Consider the following 21809-nt stretch of genomic DNA (forward strand, 5'->3'; position numbering starts at 1 on the left):
GCGTTCTGTAAGTCTGCGAAGGTGTATCGAGAGGTATGCTGGAGATATCAGAAGTGCGAATGCTGACGTAAGTAACGATAAAGGGGGTGAAAAGCCTCCTCGCCGGAAGACCAAGGGTTCCTGTCCAACGTTAATCGGGGCAGGGTGAGTCGACCCCTAAGGTGAGGCCGAAAGGCGTAATCGATGGGAAGCAGGTTAATATTCCTGCACGACTTGTAATTGCGATGGGGGGACGGAGAAGGCTAGGTGGGCCAGGCGACGGTTGTCCTGGTGAAAGTGCGTAGGCGGTATCTCTAGGCAAATCCGGAGATGCAACGCTGAGACACGAGACGAAGCCACTACGGTGGTGAAGCCATTGATGCCATGCTTCCAGGAAAAGCCTCTAAGCTTCAGATTACAAGTCATCGTACCCCAAACCGACACAGGTGGTCGGGTAGAGAATACCAAGGCGCTTGAGAGAACTCGGGTGAAGGAACTAGGCAAAATAGAACCGTAACTTCGGGAGAAGGTTCGCTCTTGACAGTGAAGTCCCTTGCGGATGGAGCAGTTGGGAGTCGCAGTGACCAGATGGCTGGGACTGTTTATCAAAAACACAGCACTCTGCAAACACGAAAGTGGACGTATAGGGTGTGACACCTGCCCGGTGCCGGAAGGTTAATTGATGGGGTTAGCGCAAGCGAAGCTCTTGATCGAAGCCCCGGTAAACGGCGGCCGTAACTATAACGGTCCTAAGGTAGCGAAATTCCTTGTCGGGTAAGTTCCGACCTGCACGAATGGTGTAACCATGGCCATGCTGTCTCCACCCGAGACTCAGTGAAATCGAATTCGCCGTGAAGATGCGGTGTACCCGCGGCTAGACGGAAAGACCCCGTGAACCTTTACTACAGCTTGGCACTGAACATTGAACCTACATGTGTAGGATAGGTGGGAGGCTTTGAAGGCGTGACGCCAGTTGCGCTGGAGCCGTCCTTGAAATACCACCCTTGTATGTTTGATGTTCTAACGCAGGGCCCTGAATCGGGCTCGCGGACAGTGCCTGGTGGGTAGTTTGACTGGGGCGGTCTCCTCCCAAAGAGTAACGGAGGAGCACGAAGGTTGGCTAATCCTGGTCGGACATCAGGAGGTTAGTGCAATGGCATAAGCCAGCTTAACTGCGAGACGGACAGGTCGAGCAGGTACGAAAGTAGGTCATAGTGATCCGGTGGTTCTGAATGGAAGGGCCATCGCTCAACGGATAAAAGGTACTCCGGGGATAACAGGCTGATACCGCCCAAGAGTTCATATCGACGGCGGTGTTTGGCACCTCGATGTCGGCTCATCACATCCTGGGGCTGAAGTCGGTCCCAAGGGTATGGCTGTTCGCCATTTAAAGTGGTACGCGAGCTGGGTTCAGAACGTCGTGAGACAGTTCGGTCCCTATCTGCCGTGGGCGTTGGATGATTGAAGGGAGTTGCTCCTAGTACGAGAGGACCGGAGTGAACGAACCTCTGGTGTTCGGGTTGTCACGCCAGTGGCACTGCCCGGTAGCTAAGTTCGGAATCGATAACCGCTGAAAGCATCTAAGCGGGAAGCGAGCCCTGAGATGAGTCATCCCTGACCCCTTGAGGGTCCTAAAGGGCCGTTGGAGACCACAACGTTGATAGGTGGGGTGTGTAAGCGCGGCGACGTGTTGAGCTAACCCATACTAATTACCCGTGAGGCTTAACCATACAACACCCAAGAAGTGTTCTGGGCCTTGTAGCAGATGAAGAACTACTTACTTAATTCAGTGATAGTGACCAAGCTAAGCGCTTAGTCGTTATTCACGTCAGCTTTCCGAGATTGAAGTTTTTGCCTGGCGGCCATAGCGCCGTGGAACCACCTGATCCCATGCCGAACTCAGAAGTGAAACGCGGTAGCGCCGATGGTAGTGTGGCATTCGCCATGCGAGAGTAGGACACTGCCAGGCTCCCAATTAAACAACGACGTGCACATCACGACGTTGGCCGAGAGGATGACACCTCGCTGAAACGGCAGACGATTTAGCAGAAGCTAGCCAAATTGCGGAGCGGTAGTTCAGTTGGTTAGAATACCGGCCTGTCACGCCGGGGGTCGCGGGTTCGAGTCCCGTCCGCTCCGCCAATATTAAGAAGCCCAGTCGAAAGACTGGGCTTTTTTTCATGTCTGCAATTTGCCAAATTCCCTCGATTTCACCTTCATACAGCCTGGCTTGGCGGCCTTTTGCATTACCACCATGGTTCGCATCCCATCCCTATCCCATTCCTCTGTCAGCCTGGCTGAATTCAGCCCCTTCCAGATACGCCACTAGCACGTCGCAGGGCGGTGGAGAGGTGGCTGGCAGGATGCATCGCCGTTCAAGGTTTACCTGATATGCGTAAAAGAGATAAGCAAAGCGCTATTTCTTTCTTCCTGGTATATGAAGGAGGAGGCATCCTGTACTCAACCCAACGATATGGAGTATCACCATGAAACTGCGAATGACCGCCCTGACCCTGTTATCCCTGCTGGCACTCGGCCAGGCCAATGCCGCCGAGATCCGTCTGCTCAACGTCTCCTACGATCCGACCCGCGAGTTGTTCCAGGCATATAACGGCGCCTTCGCCAAGGAGTGGAAGGCCAAGACTGGCGATGATGTGGTGGTTAGCCAGTCGCACGGTGGCTCCGGCAAGCAGGCTCGCGCCGTGGTAGATGGACTGGAGGCCGATGTGGTGTCGCTGGCGCTGGCCTATGACGTCGATGCCGTGGCCAAGGCGGGTCTCACCGCCGCGGACTGGGAGAGCCGCCAAGCCAACAATGCGTCCCCCTATACCTCCACCATCGTCTTCCTGGTGCGCAAGGGCAATCCCAAGCAGATCAAGGACTGGGATGATCTGGTGCGCAAGGATGTGTCCATCGTGACCCCCAACCCCAAGACCTCCGGCGGGGCGCGCTGGAACTATCTGGCGGCCTGGGGCTATGCCCTGAAGAAGAGCGGCACTGAGGAGGGGGCCAAGCAGTTCGTCGGCGATCTGTTCAAGAACGTGAAGGTGCTGGATTCTGGCGCTCGTGGCGCGACCACCAGCTTCATCGAGCGTGGCCTCGGCGACGTCTTGCTGGCTTGGGAAAACGAGGCCCTGTTGGTGCTGGGGCAGCCAGGTACCAGTGACAAGTTTGAACTCGTGGTGCCGTCTGTCTCCATCCTGGCAGAACCGCCGGTCGCTGTGGTGGACAAGGTCGCCAAGAAACACGGCACCGAAGTCGTCGCCAAGGCCTATCTCGACTACCTCTACTCCGATGAGGGTCAGCGCATCATCGCCAAGTATCACTATCGTCCCAGCAACCCGGCGATCCTAAAGGAGACCTCGGCTCAGTTCCCCACGCTGACTCTCTTCACCGTCAAGGATCTGGAAGGGGATTGGGACAAGGCGCAGAAGAAGCACTTCGCCCAGGGCGGACTGTTTGACCAGATCTACCAACCGGGCAGCTAAGCCACGCTGGCCCCTGTGCCAGCAGATAGGAGCACCATGATGAACAAGATCCTTCTGGTTCCCGGTCTGCACAACAGTGGGCCGGATCACTGGCAGAGCCGCTGGCATCAGCACTTCCCCCACTGGCAGCGGATGGTCGGTCTGCCATGGGACAAGCCGGACCTCACCGTCTGGAGCGCCAAACTGGCGAGTAAACTCAGGAGCCGGCGCAGTCAGGTTCACTTGGTGGCGCACTCCTTCGGGGCACTGACGGCCATCGCCGCCGCCAGGCTGCAACCGGAGAAGGTCGCCTCGATCCTGATAGTGGCGCCTGCGGATCCGGCTCGCTTCGGCATCCCGGACGAGGCACTGGCAGGCTCCGTCAAGGTCTCCGCCCAGCTCATCGCCAGCCGCAACGATCCCTGGATGACTTTCGAGCGGGCCGAGTACTGGAGCCGCCAGTGGCAGGTGCCGCTGTTCGATGCCGGCGAGGTGGGCCATATCAATGCCCAGTCCGGCCATGGGGAGTGGGGCCAGGGGCTCAATCTGCTGGGTACCCTCTATCGCCGGGCCGAGATGGTGGTCGAGCCGGTCCCGACGGAATGGGGCAAGCGGGCGGCCCTCAGTTTTCGTTAACCTTTTCACCATCAGACAGGGCAAGGGGGCTCACCGCCATCAGATCATTCGTCATATCCGTCAGCGTGCGCTCGTCGCGCTGACCTCAGGTTTCAAGGTTTCACGGCTCCGTTTGGTTAGGTCTTTTATTTATATAAAAGACCTTTTTTATTTTTACTGGGCTAAAAGCCCTGTTCCGCCGTCGTTAGACAAAAAAGTGATTAGCAAAGGCGTTATTGGTGTTTGTTGCCCCTGGCAGGAGTGAGCAGAATCGCTATATCGAAAGATGTTTATAACAAATGGATGTGTTATGCGATTAAGTTCTTATTCCGTCCTGCCAGGCCTGGGCCCGACGCTGGGCTTCAGCCTGCTCTACCTGAGCATACTGGTGCTGCTGCCACTCTCGGCGCTGGTGCTGTTTGCGGTGAACCACCTGAGCGCCGCCGAGTTCTGGCAGGTTATCGGCTCTCCCCGGGTACTCGCCTCCTTTAGGCTCAGCTTCGGGGCGGCCTTCATCGCGGCCCTGCTCAACAGCCTGTTCGGCCTGATCCTGGCCTGGGTGCTGGTGCGTTACACCTTCCCCGGCCGTCGCCTAGTGGATGCGCTGATCGACCTGCCGTTCGCCATGCCCACCGCGGTGTCCGGTATCGCCCTGTGCGCCATCTTCGCCCCCAACGGCTGGATCGGCCAGTGGGTTGCCCCCTTTGGCATCGAGCTCGCCTACAACCCAATCGGGGTGGTGATCGCACTCACCTTCATCGGTCTGCCCTTCGTGGTGCGCACCCTGCAACCCGTGCTGCGGGAGGCCGAGAGCGAGCAGGAGGAGGCCGCCGCCAGCCTGGGTGCCAACCGCTGGCAGACCTTCGCCCGGGTGCTCTGGCCTACTCTGATCCCGGCGCTGCTCACCGGCTTCGCGCTGGCGTTTGCCCGCGGGGTGGGGGAGTACGGCTCCGTCATCTTCATCGCTGGCAACCTGCCCATGGTGTCCGAGATAGCGCCCCTGATGATCATGAGCCACCTGGAGGAGTACGACTACGCAGGTGCTTCCGCCATCGCCGCCGTCATGCTGCTCATCTCCTTCATCCTGTTATTGCTGATCAACAAGTTGCAAGCCTGGAGCTGGGCCCGCATCGGAGGGAGCCGGATATGAACACCTCGACCATTACCCTGGACACCGTTATCCAGACGAGTGCGGCGGAGCGACATCAGGCCGTCACCCGCGAGCCGGTCTGGGTCAAGTGGCTGCTGATTGTACTCGGACTTGGCTGGTTCGCCGCGCTCTTGCTGTTGCCGCTGGCGACCGTCTTCATCCAGGCATTGTCACCGGGATTGGTCTTCTTCTGGCACGCCATCAGCGAGCCGGATGCCCTGAGCGCGCTCGGGCTCACCGCCCTGGTGACCCTCTGCTCGGTGCCGCTCAATCTGCTGTTCGGGCTCGCCGCCGCCTGGGCAATCGCCCGTTTTCGCTTCCCGGGCCGACAATTGCTCATCACCATCATCGATCTGCCGTTCTCGGTCTCGCCGGTGATAGCGGGGCTGATGTTCGTGCTGATGTTCGGCAGCCGCGGCTGGTTTGGCGACTGGCTCAGCGAGCACGACATCAAGATCATCTTCGCCACCCCGGGGATCATCCTGGCGACCACCTTCATCACTGTGCCCTTCGTGGTGCGCGAGCTGCTGCCGCAGATGGAGGCCCGCGGGCCGGAAGAGGAGGAGGCTGCCATCATGCTGGGGGCGAGCGGCCTGCAGATGTTCTGGCGGGTGACCCTGCCCGGCATTCGCTGGAGCCTGATGTATGGGGTGCTGCTCTGCACCGCCAGGGCTGTGGGGGAATTTGGTGCCGTCTCAGTGGTGTCGGGCCACATTCGCGGCCAGACCAACACCCTGCCGCTGCACATCGAGATCCTCTACAACGAGTACCAGACCGGCGCCGCCTTCGCGGTGGCCAGCCTGTTGGCCCTGTTCGGGATCTTCACCCTGCTGGGGGAGACCCTGTTGGCCAGGTTGCGTGGTCAGCCCACCAAATCCCATTGATATGGATTCGGGGATTATTGCGCGAGTGGCTCGGCGGAGTGCTCAGCCCAACCCAATCCATCACTGATTTCGATTTAACGGTTTACGAGAGGCAGCCATGAGCATTCAGGTCCAAGGACTCAACAAGCACTTCAACCAATATGCGGCCCTGGCCGACATCAACCTCGACTTTCACGACGGTGAACTGGTGGCGCTGCTGGGGCCGTCCGGCTGCGGCAAGACCACGCTGCTGCGCATCATCGCCGGGCTGGAGCAGGCTGACAGCGGCAACGTCATCATCCGGGGGGAGGATGCCTCGGCCCTCCATGTGCGCGAGCGCAACGTCGGCTTCGTGTTTCAGCACTATGCGCTGTTCCGTCACATGACGGTGTTCGAGAACGTGGCGTTCGGCCTGCGGGTCAAGCCGAGGAGCGAGCGCCCGAGCGAGGCTGCCATCCGCAGCCGGGTCAAGGAGCTGCTGGATCTGGTCCAGCTCAGCCACGTGGCCGACCGTTATCCGACCCAGCTCTCCGGTGGCCAGCGCCAGCGGGTCGCCCTGGCCCGCGCCCTGGCGGTGCAGCCCAAGGTGCTGCTGCTGGATGAGCCGTTCGGCGCCCTCGACGCCCAGGTGCGCAAGGAGTTGCGCCGCTGGCTGCGGGAACTGCACGACGAGCTGCACGTCACCAGCCTGTTCGTGACCCACGATCAGGAGGAGGCGCTGGAGGTGGCGGATCGCGTCGTCTTGATGAACGCCGGCCGAGTCGAGCAGATCGGCACCCCGGCCGAGGTCTATGACCAGCCCGCCAGCTCCTTCGTACACAGCTTCCTCGGCAGCGTGAATCTGTTCCGCGGCCGGGTGGCGGAGCAGGGGCTCGGCATCGGCGAACAGCGGCTGGGGGGATCCGCCATCTCCCATCTGGCCCAGGGCAGTGCCGCCATCGCCTATGTGCGACCCCACGAGCTGGAGATCCTGCCCGCTGATGCGCCCGGTGGCATCAGTGCCACCATCACCCGCCTGCTGCCCATGGGGCCGCGGATCCGGGTCGAGCTGCGCGGCACCGGGGATACCCAGGGGGCGCATTTCGAGGCCGAGCTGAGCAAGGAGGCCGCCCGGGCCTTCGCGCCGGGGCAGGGGGTGCGCCTGGTGGCCAAGCAGGCGCAGCTCTATCCGGACTATCAGATCTGATGGAGCGGACTCCGTTCATGGCTGTTAAGGCTCGGCTCTATCCCAAATCATCAGATCTGATGGAGCGGACTCCGTTCATGGCTGTTAAGGCTCGGCTCTATCCCAAATCATCAGATCTGATGGAGCGGACTCCGTTCGTGGCTGTTAAGGCTCGGCTCTATCCCAAATCATCAGATCTGAGGGAGCCGAATACGTGGTGGGGAGTCTTGGCTCTTATCCCCGGAAGAGCGGTGGCGGCTTGCCCGCGCCGGTGACACAGTTTCAGGTTTGCGGCCCGGTATGAGCCCGGGCTGGCAATAAAACAAGAAAGCGGCGGCGGGGCAGACCCGACGACCGGTCAGCGCAGGAGGCGATGACGTGAATTTTCAGCAACTACGCATTATCCGGGAGGCGGCGCGGCGGGACTACAACCTGACCGAGGTTGCCAACGCCCTGTTCACCTCCCAGTCCGGGGTCAGCCGCCATATCCGCGAGCTGGAGGAGGAGCTTGGGCTGGAGCTGTTCATTCGCTACGGCAAGCGACTGCTCGGCATGACGGAGCCAGGCAAGGAACTGCTGGTGATCGCCGAGCGCATCCTCAACGACGCCAACAACATCCGCAAGTTGGCCAGCACCTTCGCCAACCGGGATTCGGGCCGGCTGTTGGTGGCGACCACGCACACCCAGGCGCGCTACGCCCTGCCGCGGGTGGTGAAGGCCTTTCGCGAGCAGTTCCCGCTGGTGCAGCTGGAACTGCGCCAGGGCGGGCCGGAAGAGATAGTGCGGCTGGTGCAGACCGGCGAGGTGGATATCGGCATCAGCAGCGAGCAGCTCGACAAGAGCGAAGGGGTGGTGGCCTTCCCCTACTACCGCTGGCATCACAACATAGTGGTGCCAGAGCAGCACCCCCTGACCGCCGAGCGGGAGCTGACCCTGGAGGCGCTGGCGAACTGGCCCATCATCACCTACCAGGCCGGGCTGACCGGACGGGCGCGGGTGGATGAGGCCTTCGCCGAGGCGGGGATAGCGCCGCAGATCCTGCTGACCGCCCAGGACTCCGACGTCATCAAGACCTATGTCGAGCTGGAGATGGGGGTCGGCATACTGGCGGACATGGCGTTCGACGCCCAGCGTGACAAGGGGCTGGTGCAGCTCGATGGCAGCCGGCTGTTCGCACCGCACACCGCCTGGATCGGGCTCAAGCAGGGGCAGTTCCAGCACAACTTCGCCTGGCAGTTCATCCAGCTCTGCAACCCGGAACTGGCGCTGGCCGAGATCCAGGCCCGCGCCATGAGCCACGAGCCGGCCCTCGATTACCAGATCTGAATGGGCTGACATGCCATAAACAAACAGGGAGCCATCGGCTCCCTGTTTGCTTATCTGTCGACGCGCGTTATTTCAGTTCGGTCCAGGCATCCTGCCAGTTGCTGCCCACGCCGGGCTCATACTGGGTCGCCGAGCTGGACCAGATAGTGCACCAGCCGCTGTAGGGGTAGGGCTTGCACTGATACACCTTGCCGTTCTTGGGCTGCAGCACCTTGGTGCCTGCGGTGTAGGACTTCAGGCCCTCCGGGAAGCTGAACTGGTAGTCACCGCCGCTGGCCGGATCCTTGAGCATCAGATCCAGGGTCTGCTGCAGCGGCTCGCCACCCGCCTTGGGCTTGCCCTCGATCACCAGCTGATGGTGACCCGCGCTCAGGCCGCTCACCGGCATGGTGAAGCTCTGGCTGCTGTCCTTGATGTCGGCGCCGGTCTGGCCCTTGGCGACACCGCCATGGTCATACAGGGTATTGGTGACGGCGAGGTCCCCTTGCGCCGTGACGGTGAAGGCCAGGGTGACGCTGCCGTTGTCGAGCAGGTACTCGCTCTCCAGACCGCTCACGTTGATGTCGTTGCCCACCGGCGGTTGTTGCTGTTCGAGCTGGATCTCGACCCGTTGCAGGTTGCTGCCCGCCTTCAGGTAGATGGGGTTCTGGCCGTAGACCGGGTTGAACTGGCCGTCGCCACCCTGCTGACCGGCACGGATCTGGCTCTGCTCGGCGTTGATCTTGCCCGCCAGATCGTGAGCCCAGTTGTTCTTCTGGCCCTGCTCGGCGTTGGCGATGGTCAGCACCGTCTGCAGATCGGTGCGCTCGCCGCTGGCGTCGAACACCCGGGTCCTGGCCTTGTCGCCGGCCGCGAGATCGGTGGAGGGGTAGATGGTCCCGCCCTGGCTCCAGCTCAGCGGGGGCTGGGTGCCGCCTTCGAAGCGGGCGTCGATCAGGTTGTAGAAGCTGTTGGCGGTATCGCCCACTTCCCACACCCCGAGAATGACCTGGTAGCCGGTGCGTGCCGGCAGGGTGCACTGGTGGGTGACCTGCTTGGGCGGCTGCACCATGTTGCCTTCGATCACGCAGAATGGATTGAGATCGAAGGAGTCGCGGGTCAGCGGCTGGTTCGGGTTCCACTCCTGCTTGGTGAGGTAGTAGCGCCAGTTGCGGGTCACGTGGTTGGCGGTGAAGCTCCAGCTGATAGCGAAGGGCCCGGCCTGCACCTCGCGCTTGGTCCAGCGATCGCTGGTCTGGGCATTGAGCTCACCGAATTGCGGGTGGCCGGCCGAGGCGATCTGGCCGTCGGCGGGGCCGCCGTTGGGGAAGCCGGACGGTGCCTCCAGGCTCTGGGGCTCCCACTGGATGGCGCCACACTGGCTGTTGCCGCCGGTCTTGCACAGATAGTTGCGACCCTCCGGCTGGTTGATATAGCCGTGGGCGAGTGCGCCGCCACTGGCCAGCAACGCCAGCGCCGCGGCCACATGATTGAGTTGAATTTTTGCTGCCATACATTCCTCTGTTCGGTGATGTGGGCAGTCAAGTTGGCAGGGGAAATCCCCGATACACACCTGGGTGTGGCAACCCCGCTATCCTGGACGACATGTCTTTAGACCGGAGGCTTTGCGTCCTGGCCTTTCAACCAGTTTGCCAAATGACTACATAAATGGTCATGGTGTCGCGTTTGAAGACGACGACATCATCATGACTTATTTTGATTAAATTATTAAGTGTAAATCTTTACGGTTCGACTCATCGGAGTAGTGCCATTACTTAACTTTCTGTTTTTGCATGGGTATTCCCCTGGTCATGTTCACTGCCCCGGATTGTTGTTCTGATTAATATTCAGATTTCACGCATCTTATGCCGAGGCGGCATCCCCTTGCCGACCCTGGACTCCATGGCAGGGGAGGGATCCTGGATCGAGGTGGATCCTTTATGGCTCAGCCGGCTGCCCAGGATCGCGGGATGTCCGCTCATTGCCCCCATGAGCAGCAGACAGACAGGCCCACTTTTGATAGCGTGGTGACGCGCATCCCGGCGCACGTTTGTCCCGGCCCCGACCGGGGAGGGACACCACCAAAAAGGAACGGATGGCCAGGCGCCACCGATAACAAGAGGGAATTTATGAGTTCCATTGCCAGGAATTACCTGAACCAGCTCAACGCCGACTACCTGCGGGTGCACAGGCGCAAGGAGGATCTGTTCTGGTCCACCTACATGGGCACCAGCGACGATCAGGCCGGCTTCACCGCCGCCGAGCAGGCCTACAAGGCGTTCTGTGCCAATCCGGCGCGGCTGCCGGAGCTGAGGGAGATGCTCGCCCAGGCCGACGGGGCGGATCTCAGACGCGGCCTGGGGGGCTGGATCGCCTTCTTCGAGTGCAACGTCATCGAGGATCCGGCGGCGGCGGCCCTGATGGACGAGCTGGTGGTCGCCGAGGCGGACCTGTTCTCCCGTCGCAAGGGCTTGAAGCTGAGCCTGCTGGACGAGCGGGGCCGCCAGGTGGCCGGCAGCCTGCCGGCGGCCAGCACCAGCCTGGCCGCCAGCCCGAGCGAGGCGGTGCGCCAGAGTGCCCTCGACATGTTCCACAGCCTGGAGCAGTGGGTGGTCGACCATGGCTACCTGGACGTAGTGGCGCTGCGCAACCGCTTCGCCCGCGCCATGGGCTATCGCGACTACTTCGATTACAAGGTGCGCAAGAACGAGCAGATGAGCCCGGAGCAGCTGTTTGCGGTGCTGGATGACTTCATCGAGCGCACCGAAGAGCGGGTGCACCTGAGCCTGGCCGAGCTGAAGGCGGCGAAGGGGGAGGCGGCGCTGCTGCCCCACAACCTGCGCTACTTCGTCAGCGGCGACGTGACCCGCCAGCTCGACCCCTACGTGCCCTTCTCGCGGGCGCTGCAGGATTGGGTCGAGAGCTTCCGCCGGCTCGGCATCCAGTATCGGGAGGCGACCCTCACCCTGGACTTGCTGACCCGGGAGGGGAAATACGAGAACGGCTTCTGCCACGGTCCGGTGCCGAGCTTCTGGCAGGAGGGGCAGTGGGTGCCCGCCGTGGTCAACTTCACCAGCCTGGCCAATCCGTCCCAGGTGGGCAGTGGCTGGAGCGGCCTCAACACCCTGTTCCACGAGGGGGGCCACGCCGCCCACTTCGCGAACGTGACCGGCAACGCCCCCTGCTTCTCCCAGGAGTTCCCGCCCACCTCCATGGCCTATGCCGAGACCCAGTCCATGTTCTGCGACAGCCTGCTGGACGATGCGGACTGGCTCAAGCGCTATGCCAGGAGCGAGAGCGGGGAGCCCATCCCGGATGCGCTCATCGGGGCCATGATAGAGGCGCGGCAGCCATTTCGCGCCTTCAACGAGCGGCAGATCGCGCTGGTCTCCTACTTCGAGCGGGATCTCTACGCCATGGCCGATGGCGATCGCACCCCGGCCGCGGTGCTGGCGCTGGCGCGCCGCTGGGAGCGCAAGATCCTGGGGGTGGAGAGCCCGCGGCCGCTGCTGGCGATCCCGCACCTGCTCAACCAGGAGTCGGCCTGCGCCTACCACGGCTACCTGCTGGCGCTGATGGCGGTGGAGCAGACCCGTGCCTATTTCCTGCGGCGCGACGGTTATCTCACCGACAACCCGCGCATCGGACCGGATCTGGCCGCCCATTACTGGGGGCCGGGCAACGGCATGACCCACGATCAGACCCTGCAGAGCCTCACCGGCGAGGGCTTCAGCGCCGCTCCCCTGGCCCGGGTCTGCAACCGGAGCGTAGCCGAGGCCTGGGAGCTGGCATCGGCCAGCATGGCGGCGGCGCGGCAGCGGCCGCCGGCAGGCGAGGGCAGCCCGCTCAATGCCCGCATCCGGGTGGTGCACGGGGAGGCGCTCATCGCCGACAACAGCGAGTCGGAGGCGCGCATGCTGGCCGACTTCGAGGCCTGGATCCGGCGCCACTACCAGGCCGAGCCAGCTTCTATCGGCTAAGGGATCCCCACCCACCACAGAGTCCTGCCCCTTGGCAGGGCTCTGTCATTTCTGCGCGCTGGTGACGCCCTCGGTCGCGCGGCTGGACGGGGTTATCGGGGACGGCTGGCGGCGGGAAGGCGCGACGGCGCCTGCGGGGGCAGGCCGGATCCCGAGGTGGGGGCTGAGAGGGGGCTTGAATGAAACACTTAAAACGACCGCTTGGCGCCATCTAGCTGTTTTAGCTATTAATTAATGTGATGGGGCGGTGGATGGACGGGGCGTTCGTCACGCTGGTCACAGATATGTTTCTCTGGATATATTGAGTATTGATGGCGATCCCATATCATGGCGCTCGCTCGTCACCAGAGAGTGGCGATATTCAGATGATTTGCTAACAAAAAAGCCCTGAAGGCTTGTCGAGGGATGGAATGAGAGCCGTATTACTGTGTTTGCTGGGGCTGTGGCCCGCCTTAAGTTTTGCCACCCTGTCTGCCGACATGATAGTGGTCAAGAAGTCGAGCTATAGCCTGACCCTGATGAAGGATGGCAAGGAAGTCAAACGCTACTGGATCGCCCTGGGCCCGGCCCCGAAGGGACACAAGTTGCGGGAAGGGGATCAGCGCACACCGGAAGGGCGTTACATCCTCGACTACAAGAAGACCAACTCCGGCTATTACAAGGCCATCCACATCAACTACCCGAATCTGGATGACATCAAGATGGCCAACGAGAAGGGCGTCAATCCCGGTGGCATGATCATGATCCACGGTCAGCGCAACGACATCGGCAACCGTCGTCTGCAGCCGTCCAACTGGACCAACGGCTGCATCGCCATGCTCAACCATGATCTGGACGAGGTGTGGAGCGCCATCGAACCCGGCACCCCCATCATCATCCAGCCCTGATCCCGGTTCCTCACGCCCGCCATCGCGCGGGCGTGTCATTTCCCCCTGACGATGGCGTGACATCCCCGCCTGCACCGTGCTAGTTTTTCCGGCTCGCCGTGGATGTAACAAGGATGATCCCATGATGTCAGGAACGAGCGCCCCCGCGCCCGAGAGTACCAGCGCGCTCTGGTGGCGTGCCTCCCTCGATATTTTGCCCCTCTCCATCTCCGTCATCCCCTGGGGGATACTGTGCGGTGCCCTGGCGCTGCAGGTGGGGCTGAGCCCGTTGCAGGCCCAGCTGATGTCGCTGCTGGTCTATGCCGGCGCCGCCCAGCTCTCGGCCACCACCCTGTTCGGGGCCGGCACCCCCTTGCTGCCCATAGTGGGCTCCACCTTCGTCATCACCTCCCAGCACCTGCTGTACGGCTTCACCTTTCGCCGGGACGTGCTGCCGCTCTCCCTGCGCTGGCGCGCCAGCCTCGCCTTCTTCCTGACCGACGAGATGTTCGCGGTGGCGCTCAAGGAGAGGGAGCGTCAGGGCCGCTTCAATCCCGCCTATGCGCTGATCGCGGGCTTCGTCTTCTACCTGTTCTGGAACCTGGCGACCCTGCTCGGCATCGCCGCCGGTCAGTACATAGACGGGCTGGATCGGATGGGGCTGGACTTTGCCATCGCCGCCACCTTCATCGCCATGACCATACCCGCCCTCAAGAACCTGCCCATGGTGGCGGCGACTGTGGTGAGCGGCGGCACGGCGCTGCTCACCAAGCCGCTGCTGGCGGAGGTCTACATCATCATCTCGGCGCTGGCCGGCATGCTGGTGGGCTATGTGCTGCACCGGATGAGGAGATAACCATGAGCTGGCTGATGATAGGCCTGCTGGCCCTGATCACCTTCTTCAACCGCTTCGCCTTCTTCTCGCGGCTGACCCGCTATCAGCCGGGCGCCGAGATGGGGGCCTTCCTCAGCTTCTCGGCCCAGTCGGTGCTGACCGCCATCTGGCTGCCCATCGTCTTCAGCTATGAGCCGGGCAAGGGGTTGGACTGGGATCCTGACTATCTGGCCGCGACCCTGCTGGTGACGGCCCTGACCCTGTTGCGCCTGCCGACCCTGCTGGTGGTCGTGATCGGCATGGGGGGCTTCTTCCTGCTGCGCTGGCAGGGTGGGCTCGCCAGCGTGTTACCCTGGTTGGGCTAGGGCGTGATCCCGCATAACGGATGTCTTTTTATGACATCCGTTATGTTGTGAATGTCACTTCAAAAAAGGCCTCTCAAGTGTGAGGATTTAGGGACTATCCGCCAAGGAGCTCCCCCATGTCTTTCACCGCAACCTGCCAGCGCATAGTGCGCGATCCCCTGCTCTCCCCGGCTCAGAAGAGCCACGCCCTGGCCCTGGCCGCCGAGAATGCGCTGCCTTATCCCGAGTTGCCCGCGGCGGTGGCCGAGGCGATGGCACAAGGGGTGCTCTGCGACATGTTCGAGGGGCACACGCCCTACAAGCCGCGCTACGTGCTGCCGGATTACCAGAAGTTCCTGAGTCAGGGCTCGGCCTGGCTGGAGCTGGCGCCGCCCCGGGATTTCGACGAGGCGCTCGATGCCCTGCGCATCCTCTACCACCACGTGCCCTCGGTGACCGGCATGCCGGTCTGGCTGGGGCGGCTGGATCACCTGCTGCTGCCCTTCGTCGGCACGCTGGATGACGAGGCGCTCTATCGCAAGCTGAAGGGGTTCTGGATCTACCTGGACCGGGTGCTGCCGGATGCCTTCATGCACGTCAACATAGGCCCGGATGACAACCGGCTCTGCCGCCTGATCCTGCGCATCGACGGCGAGCTCAAGCAGGTGGCGCCTAACCTCAGCCTGTTCCACGATCCCGCCTCGACCCCGGACAGCCTGCTGCTGCAGGCGGTGCGGAACATCGCCGAGTGCAGCAAGCCGCACATCGTCAACTACCCGCTGCACCGCGACACCTTCGACGAGCGCGGCTTCGGCATCGTCAGCTGTTACAACGCCCTGCCCCAGGCGGGCGGGGCCAACACCCTGGTGCGCCTCTCCCTCAAGCGGGTGGCCGAGCGGAGCACCGGCATCGACGACTTCCTGGAGTTGTGGCTGCCCCACCATTGCGAGCTGGCCTCCCGGCTCATCGCGGCGCGGGCCGCCTTCCTGCACGAGGAGTCCGGCTTCTTCGACAGCTTCCTGGTGCAGGAGGGGCTGCTCGACGAGGGGCGCTTCGTGCCCATGTTCGGCATCTACGGCATGGCGGAGGCGGTCAACATCCTGCTGGGCAAGGAGGGGCTGGTGGGGCGCTATGGCCATGACGAGGGGGCGAACCGGCTCGGCCATCGCATCTCGGCCGCGCTCTCGGACTATGTGACCGGGGCGCCGCAGCCTCACGCCTGGCGGGGACGTGCCCTGCTCCATGCCCAGGGCGGCCTCAGCCTGGATCGCGGGGTGACCCCCGGTGTGCGCATCCCCTATGGCGAGGAGCCGGATCCCGCCAGCCACGTGCTGGCGCTGGCGCCCCACCACAGCTTCTACGGCTCCGGCATCAGCGAGATCCTGACCCTGGAGCCCACCATCCGTCAGAACCCTCAAGCCCTGCTGCAACTGTGCAAGGGGGCCTTCGCCCTCGGCATGCGCGAGTTCAGCGCCAACGTGGCGGACAGCGATCTGGTGCGGGTTACGGGTTACATGATCCGCAAGAGCGATCTCGCCCGCTTCGCCACCGACGGTTCCCGGCTGCAGACCACCTGCCTCGGCGCCGAGGCGAGCGAGCTGACCGGCATTCGCCAGCGCGCCCCGCGGGTGGTGGGGCTCGAAGCCAGCCTCTGTGACTATTGAGTCAGGCTCGATGACTCGCACCGCCATCGTCAGCCGGTTGCTGCCCTTCTCCTGCGTGGATGGACCTGGCAACCGGCTGGTGCTGTTCCTGCAAGGCTGCAACTTTCGCTGCCCTGGCTGCCACAACCCCCACACCATAGGGCTGTGCGATCACTGTGGCGACTGTGTGCCGGGCTGCCCGAGCGGCGCCCTGAGGCTGCACCAGGGGCGGGTGAGCTGGCAGCAAGATCTTTGCACCCACTGCGATCGCTGCCTCGACATCTGCCCGCGCCAGGCCAGCCCCAAGACCGAGTCCATGTCGGTGGCTGAGGTGCTGGCCCAGCTGCGCCGCTACGGCCCGCTGCTGAGCGGCATCACGGTCTCCGGCGGCGAGGCGACCACCCAGCTGCCCTTCGTCGTGGCGCTGTTCACTGCCATCAAACAGGCGTCGGATCTCGCTCATCTGAGCTGTCTGCTCGACAGCAACGGCTCCCTGGCCGAGACCGGCTGGCAGCGGCTGCTGCCGGTGCTGGACGGCGCCATGATCGATCTCAAGGGGTGGCGCGACTCGGTGCACCATGCCCTGACCGGCCAGGGCCGCGAACGGGTGCTGGCCTCACTGCAGCTGCTGGCCAGCCGGGGCAAGCTGAGCGAGCTGCGGCTGCTGCATGTGCCGGGGCGCAGCGATTTTCTCGACGGGAGCGGCGAGCTGGACGAGGGGCTCGCCCGCTTCCTGCAGGGCCTGGGGCCCGTGCCCATCCGGCTCAATGGCTTTCGTCGGCACGGGGTACGCGGTGGGGCGCTCGACTGGCGGGAGGCGACCCGCCCCGAGCTGGAGTCGCTCGCCAAGGCGCTGATCGCCAAGGGATTGGGCCCCATCGCTCTGCCGGCGATCTGCTGAGTCGTTTTGAGACTCGATATGACGCAACTGTGAACTTCGTCTATAGGGCGCGTGGGAAGTGGCCGCTAGAATGGGAAAACCGTCCACCATCAACAGATGCCCATGAGTGAAGCCAGCGCCTTATACCGAGTGCAGTTTATTTGCCACAACGAGCGTTACGAGGTCTATGTCAGGGAGGTGAACCAGGGTCAGCTGTTCGGTTTCATCGAGATCGCGAACTTCGTGTGGGACAACCACACGGCGCTCATCGTCGATCCCAGCCACGAGAAGCTGAAGAGCGAGTTTGTCGACGTCAATCGCACTCTGATCCCCATGCACCAGGTGCTGCGCATCGATCAGGTGCGCAAGCAGGGGGCCGCCCGCATCACAGAGCTGGGCAACAACGTCTCTCCCTTCCCCAGCCCCATCTATACCAAGAAACCCTGAGGCCGCTTATGCCGGCGCGTCCTGCCATCTGAGGGCAGGGCGTTGCCGGCATCAGGCCAACCCCTGGGCGAGTTGCAGGATCCGCTGCCGGAACCAGCGGCGGGCCGGCTCCTCCCCGGCCGGGCCGTACCACACCAGGCTGTGGGTCACGGCGCCATAGTCGAAGGGGACGGGCAGGCCAACCAGTCCAGGGAGCCTGGCCTGCTCGGCCCAACCTTTGACTGCTGTGAGGATCAGATCGCTCTGCGCCAGCAGGGCCGCCGCGCCGCCGAAATCCGGCAGGGTGGCGCCTATCCGGCGCCTGACCTGCAGCTGGGCCAGGCTCTGCTCGAAGAAGGGATTGGCCAGCTCGGTATCGCGGATGGCGATGTGGCGCCAGCTCAGGTAGGCATCCAGATCCCAGGGCATGGCGAGGGCCGGATGGCCCTCCCGCACCAGGCAGACCAGCTGGTCCTCCCGCAGGGTCTCCCATACCAGACCGGGTTGGCGGGGCAGGGGTTGGCTCTGATCATGGGGCAGGATCAGGAAGTCGAGCCTGCCCGCCGCCAGCGCCTCAAGCCCCCGCTCATCCTTGTTCCAGACGACGGGCACCAGCCCCGGCACCTCCCGCATCAACTGACCCAGAATGGGGCCCATGGGCCAGACCATGCCGCTCTCGCGCAGGGCAAATTTAAGCTCCCCCTGCCAGCTGGCGGGATCGAAGCCACCCTGGCTGGTGAGGCCGTTCAGCTCGCTCAATAGCCGGTGCAGACTGGGGCCGAGGCGCTCGGCGAAAGGGGTGAGCAGCAGCTGGTTGCCCTGGCGGTAGAGCAGTTGATCCCCCAGCAGATCCCGCAGCTGGTTGAGGGTCTTGCTGACGGAGGAGGGGGTGGTGCAGAGCCGTTCCGCCGTGCGGGTGACGCTCTGGCTGTCCAGCAGCAGATGCAGGGTGACCAGATGGCGTCCCCCCAGGCGGGAGAGGGCGATCAGATCCATGGAGCCTCCTGAGGCGGGACAAGAGCGGGCAGGGGATGCGGGGCGACCAGATGGCGTGCTCTCGGGCGGGAGAGGGCGATCAGATCCATGGGAACTCCTGAGAAAAGGCTGAGAGGGGAAACAAAAAGCCCCGCCGAAGCGGGGCTGAAGGCTTAGCCCTTGAGCACGGCGGCCATGGCGTCGGCCACGTAATCGACGTTGCGGCTGTTGAGGCCGGCCACGCACATGCGACCCGAGCGCACCAGATAGACGGCGAACTCCTCACGCAGGCGATCGACCTGCTCCGGGGTGAAGCCGGTGTAGCTGAACATGCCGCGCTGGCTGATGAAGTAGCCAAAGTCGCGGCCCGGCACCTTGGCGCTCAGCACCTCGAACAGCTTCTGGCGCATGGCCTTGATGCGGGTGCGCATCTCGCTCACCTCGTCCACCCAGAGGGCGTGCAGCTTGGCGTCGTTCATCACGGCCGCGGCTACCTGGCCACCGTGGGTGGGGGGGCTGGAGTAGTTGCGACGCACTGTCGCCTTCATCTGGCCCAGCACCCGGCCCGCTTCCTCTGCATCCTGGCAGATCACCGACAGGCCGCCGCAGCGCTCGCCGTAGAAGGAGAGGTTCTTGGAGAAGGAGTTGCTGACGAAGAAGCTGACACCGGCGGCCACCATGGCGCGGATGGCGTAGGCATCCTCTTCCAGCCCGTCACCGAAGCCCTGATAGGCGATATCCATGAAGGGGATCAGGTTCTTCTCGACCACCAGCGCGATCACCTGGTCCCATTGGGCGCGGGAGAGATCCACCCCAGTCGGGTTGTGACAGCAGGGGTGCAGCAACACTATGCTCTTGGCGGGCAGGCTAGCCAGGCAGTCGAGCATGGCATCGAACTGCACGCCGCCGCTGGCCTCGTCGTAGTAGGGGTAGTCGTGCACCTTGATGCCGGCCCCCTCGAACATGGCCTTGTGGTTGTCCCAGGTCGGATTGCTGACCCACACCTCTGAGCTCGGGAAGTAGCGCTTGAGCAGATCGGCGCCGATCTTCAGCGCACCCGAGCCGCCTATGGTCTGGATGGTGGCGATGCGGCCGGCCTTGACCGCCTCGTGGTCGGCGCCAAACAGCAGGTGCTGCACGGCGCTGCGGTAGTTGGCGGCCCCTTCCATCGGCTGGTAGGGGCGCGGCGCCGGGGCGGCGGCACGCTGGGCTTCGGCCTGCTGCACCGAGGCCAGCAGCGGAATGCGGCCCTGCTCGTCGTAATAGAGGCCGATCCCCAGGTTCACCTTCTGCTCACGGGTGTCTTTGTGGAAGGTCTCGACTAGCGTCAGTATGGGGTCGCCAGCATAGGCATCGACGTGTTCAAACATGGGGGGTCCTTGCGAAATGGAATCCAGGGTAAGGCGATCAACGATCGGCGGTCATCATGGCGTAAAGCGGGCGAGGGCTCAAGTCTGAAACGGCTTCGCCCAGCCTGCTTGACGACAGTATTCTATGGCAAGCAGGCAGGGGAGCCCTTACTTCAGGTAGGAGCGCAGCACCCTCACCACCTGATCCAGATCCTCAAGCCGCTCGGCCTGGGTGGCCTCTTCGGCCCCGAGATGTTCGCGCATGTGACCCTCCAGCACCTCCAGCATCAGGCCGTTGACGGCGCCACGGATGGCGGCTATCTGCTGCAAGATGGCGGCGCAGTCGGTCTCCTGCTCCAGGGCGCTCTCCAGCGCACCTGTCTGACCCTTGATGCGGCGCACCCGCGCCAGCAGCTTCTTCTTGTTGTGTACCGTGTGTGACATGCAGGATCCTCTCACGCGATAAAACTATACTGGGGTATAGTATATTGTATTGTCGCCCTCAGGAGAAATTCATGTCATCCGTCGCTAGCTTCCACTGCCATCAACCCGTCGTGCACGAAGGGAATCCGCTGGCCGAACAGAAGACCCGCTGGGCCGTGCTGCTCACCCTCATCATGATGGTGGCGGAGATCGCGGGTGGCTGGGTGTTCAACTCCATGGCGCTGCTGGCGGATGGCTGGCACATGAGCTCCCACGCGCTGGCGCTCGGTCTCTCGGTGCTGGCCTATCGCGCCGCCCGCCACTTCGCCCGGGATCACAGATTCAGCTTCGGCACCTGGAAGATAGAGGTGCTTGGCGGCTTCACCAGCGCCCTGCTGCTGGTGGGGGTGGCCGGCCTGATGCTGTTCGAGTCGGTCACCCGGCTGCTGGATCCCAGCCCGATCCACTATCAGCAGGCGATCGGTATCGCCCTGCTCGGCCTGCTGGTGAACCTGGCCTGTGCCTGGCTGCTCAAGGATGATCATCACCACGATCATCACGGTCACCAGCACGATCACCATGATCACGACCACGGCCATGCTCATCATGATCTGAATCTGCGGGCCGCCTATCTCCATGTGCTGGCCGATGCGGCCACGTCGGTACTGGCCATCTTCGCCCTGGTGGGCGGCATGCTGTGGGGCGCCGACTGGCTGGATCCCCTGATGGGGATAGTGGGCGCGGTGCTGGTGGCCCTGTGGGCCAAGGGCCTGCTGCGCGACACCGGTCGCGTGCTGCTGGATGCCGAGATGGATACCCCCCTGGTGGCGGAGATCCGCGAGGTGATCGCCGAGGGGCCGGCGGCGGAGATCCGCGATCTGCACGTCTGGCGGGTGGGGCAGCAGCAGTATGCCTGCGTGCTGTCGCTGCGGATGGCACAGCCGGTGCCGCCGCAGCAGATCCGCGAGCGGCTCGCCATCCACGAGGAGCTGGTCCATGTGACCATAGAGATAGCTCAGGGCTGAGGCGCGGCCGCCGCACCGGCTCAGTGAGGCTGGCTGGTGGCTGCCGAGGACTTATCCTTCCAGATGGAGCCGATCAGCAGCTTGAGCAGCAGCCCGGGCGGGTTGTCCAGCAGGCGGCCCGACTCCAGCAGCAGATGGCCGTCGGCCCTGAATCCCAGGCTGGCATGGAGCTGCTCCTCCTCATCGACGATCTGGATGATGCCGTGCAGGATGCCGTGTTCCCCCGGCTGGCAATGGAGCCGCAGCTCGCGCGGCTCCCCCAGCAGGGTGAAGGCCCGGATCCGCGGCGGTGTCTCCTCGTAGTCGGGCCACTTTAAGAAGCGGTACTGCTCGGCGAGCGCCCCGGCCTGCTGGCAAAACTGATCGAACAGCTGACTGATGGCCTGATACTCCTCATCCAGTCGCCTCGCTTGCTCATCGATTCGCGTCATCTGCATCACCCTCGGTATCCAGTTGATCGGAAATTGGTTTTTCCTGCGTCATGGGGTTCTCCCAAGTGATGGGGTGAATATCGCCCCA

General features: G+C 63.1%; 19 protein-coding genes, 1 tRNA gene, 2 rRNA genes and 1 riboswitch (1 of these 23 only partly in view). Of the genes, 17 read left to right on the forward strand and 5 right to left on the reverse strand.

The genetic code is table 11. The annotated features are described in order from the left end of the window. The 9 genes from EL255_RS03325 to cbl all read left to right on the forward strand — a co-directional run. A 23S ribosomal RNA gene (locus EL255_RS03325) occupies positions 1-1709 on the forward strand; it begins 1181 nt to the left of the window's first position. Positions 1710-1833: 124 nt separating this feature from the next. Continuing rightward, positions 1834-1948, forward strand: a 5S ribosomal RNA gene (gene rrf / locus EL255_RS03330). A 96-nt stretch (positions 1949-2044) separates the two neighbouring features. Then, positions 2045-2121: transfer RNA gene (locus tag EL255_RS03335), tRNA-Asp, on the forward strand. Between the two features lie 344 nt (positions 2122-2465). Then, a complete protein-coding gene (locus EL255_RS03340; RefSeq protein ID WP_042653331.1) occupies positions 2466-3467 on the forward strand; it encodes a sulfate ABC transporter substrate-binding protein in 1002 nt (333 codons plus the stop codon). Positions 3468-3506: 39 nt separating this feature from the next. Further along, positions 3507-4082 (forward strand): RBBP9/YdeN family alpha/beta hydrolase, encoded by a 576-nt coding sequence (locus tag EL255_RS03345; RefSeq protein WP_042653332.1) that lies wholly within the window; start codon positions 3507-3509, stop codon positions 4080-4082. A 289-nt stretch (positions 4083-4371) separates the two neighbouring features. Next, positions 4372-5211, forward strand: a complete 840-nt coding sequence (gene cysT / locus EL255_RS03350) for a sulfate ABC transporter permease subunit CysT (RefSeq protein ID WP_042653333.1) — start codon at positions 4372-4374, stop codon at positions 5209-5211. Then, positions 5208-6095: a sulfate ABC transporter permease subunit CysW gene (cysW, locus tag EL255_RS03355; protein ID WP_042653334.1), complete on the forward strand. Its 888-nt coding sequence runs from the start codon at positions 5208-5210 to the stop codon at positions 6093-6095. The genes cysT and cysW overlap by 4 nt, the downstream gene beginning before the upstream one ends. 97 nt (positions 6096-6192) lie before the next feature. Then, positions 6193-7260, forward strand: coding sequence for a sulfate/molybdate ABC transporter ATP-binding protein (locus tag EL255_RS03360; RefSeq protein ID WP_042653335.1), 1068 nt, complete (start codon positions 6193-6195; stop codon positions 7258-7260). 357 nt (positions 7261-7617) lie between these two features. After that, entirely contained in the window at positions 7618-8565 is a 948-nt protein-coding gene (gene cbl / locus EL255_RS03365; RefSeq protein ID WP_042653336.1) for an HTH-type transcriptional regulator Cbl, read from the forward strand. Positions 8566-8632: 67 nt separating this feature from the next. Here the strand turns inward: cbl and gbpA are convergent, their stop codons facing one another. Beyond that, positions 8633-10057: an N-acetylglucosamine-binding protein GbpA gene (gbpA, locus tag EL255_RS03370; protein WP_042653337.1), complete on the reverse strand. Its 1425-nt coding sequence runs from the start codon at positions 10055-10057 to the stop codon at positions 8633-8635. A 65-nt stretch (positions 10058-10122) separates the two neighbouring features. Beyond that, a riboswitch (cyclic di-GMP riboswitch) is annotated at positions 10123-10208 on the reverse strand. A 465-nt stretch (positions 10209-10673) separates the two neighbouring features. On the opposite strand from gbpA, the gene EL255_RS03375 reads away from it, so the two are divergent. The 7 genes from EL255_RS03375 (at position 10674) to EL255_RS03405 (ending at position 17539) form a co-directional block, all read left to right on the forward strand. Next, positions 10674-12524: a M3 family metallopeptidase gene (locus EL255_RS03375; protein ID WP_042653338.1), complete on the forward strand. Its 1851-nt coding sequence runs from the start codon at positions 10674-10676 to the stop codon at positions 12522-12524. Between the two features lie 410 nt (positions 12525-12934). Next, positions 12935-13411, forward strand: a complete 477-nt coding sequence (locus tag EL255_RS03380) for a L,D-transpeptidase family protein (protein WP_042653339.1) — start codon at positions 12935-12937, stop codon at positions 13409-13411. Between the two features lie 121 nt (positions 13412-13532). Further along, positions 13533-14246: an AzlC family ABC transporter permease gene (locus EL255_RS03385; RefSeq protein WP_042653340.1), complete on the forward strand. Its 714-nt coding sequence runs from the start codon at positions 13533-13535 to the stop codon at positions 14244-14246. 2 nt (positions 14247-14248) lie between these two features. Then, positions 14249-14590, forward strand: coding sequence for an AzlD domain-containing protein (locus tag EL255_RS03390; protein WP_042653341.1), 342 nt, complete (start codon positions 14249-14251; stop codon positions 14588-14590). 116 nt (positions 14591-14706) lie between these two features. After that, positions 14707-16233 carry a YjjI family glycine radical enzyme gene (locus EL255_RS03395; RefSeq protein ID WP_042653342.1) on the forward strand — a complete coding sequence of 509 codons (1527 nt, stop codon included), beginning with the start codon at positions 14707-14709 and terminating at the stop codon, positions 16231-16233. A 10-nt stretch (positions 16234-16243) separates the two neighbouring features. Then, entirely contained in the window at positions 16244-17113 is an 870-nt protein-coding gene (locus EL255_RS03400; protein WP_042653343.1) for a YjjW family glycine radical enzyme activase, read from the forward strand. Positions 17114-17215: 102 nt separating this feature from the next. Further along, the gene (locus tag EL255_RS03405; RefSeq protein ID WP_042653376.1) at positions 17216-17539 is read left to right on the forward strand and encodes a DUF1820 family protein; all 324 of its coding nucleotides are present in this window, start codon (positions 17216-17218) and stop codon (positions 17537-17539) included. A gap of 51 nt (positions 17540-17590) precedes the next feature. Here EL255_RS03405 and EL255_RS03410 read toward each other — a convergent pair whose 3' ends face one another. The 3 genes from EL255_RS03410 to EL255_RS03420 all read right to left on the reverse strand — a co-directional run bounded on the left by EL255_RS03410 (position 17591) and on the right by EL255_RS03420 (position 20286). Further along, positions 17591-18514, reverse strand: a complete 924-nt coding sequence (locus EL255_RS03410) for a LysR family transcriptional regulator (protein ID WP_042653344.1) — start codon at positions 18512-18514, stop codon at positions 17591-17593. Between the two features lie 152 nt (positions 18515-18666). Beyond that, positions 18667-19863, reverse strand: coding sequence for an amino acid aminotransferase (locus EL255_RS03415; protein WP_042653345.1), 1197 nt, complete (start codon positions 19861-19863; stop codon positions 18667-18669). Between the two features lie 147 nt (positions 19864-20010). Beyond that, the gene (locus EL255_RS03420) at positions 20011-20286 is read right to left on the reverse strand and encodes a metal/formaldehyde-sensitive transcriptional repressor (RefSeq protein WP_042653346.1); all 276 of its coding nucleotides are present in this window, start codon (positions 20284-20286) and stop codon (positions 20011-20013) included. Positions 20287-20357: 71 nt separating this feature from the next. Between EL255_RS03420 and dmeF the strand changes: the two genes are divergently transcribed. Continuing rightward, the gene (dmeF, locus tag EL255_RS03425) at positions 20358-21290 is read left to right on the forward strand and encodes a CDF family Co(II)/Ni(II) efflux transporter DmeF (RefSeq protein WP_042653347.1); all 933 of its coding nucleotides are present in this window, start codon (positions 20358-20360) and stop codon (positions 21288-21290) included. Between the two features lie 20 nt (positions 21291-21310). Here the strand turns inward: dmeF and EL255_RS03430 are convergent, their stop codons facing one another. Then, positions 21311-21721: a hypothetical protein gene (locus EL255_RS03430; protein ID WP_042653377.1), complete on the reverse strand. Its 411-nt coding sequence runs from the start codon at positions 21719-21721 to the stop codon at positions 21311-21313. Positions 21722-21809 lie beyond the last annotated feature (88 nt).

The organism is Aeromonas encheleia (assembly GCF_900637545.1).
Lineage (GTDB): Bacteria > Pseudomonadota > Gammaproteobacteria > Enterobacterales > Aeromonadaceae > Aeromonas > Aeromonas encheleia.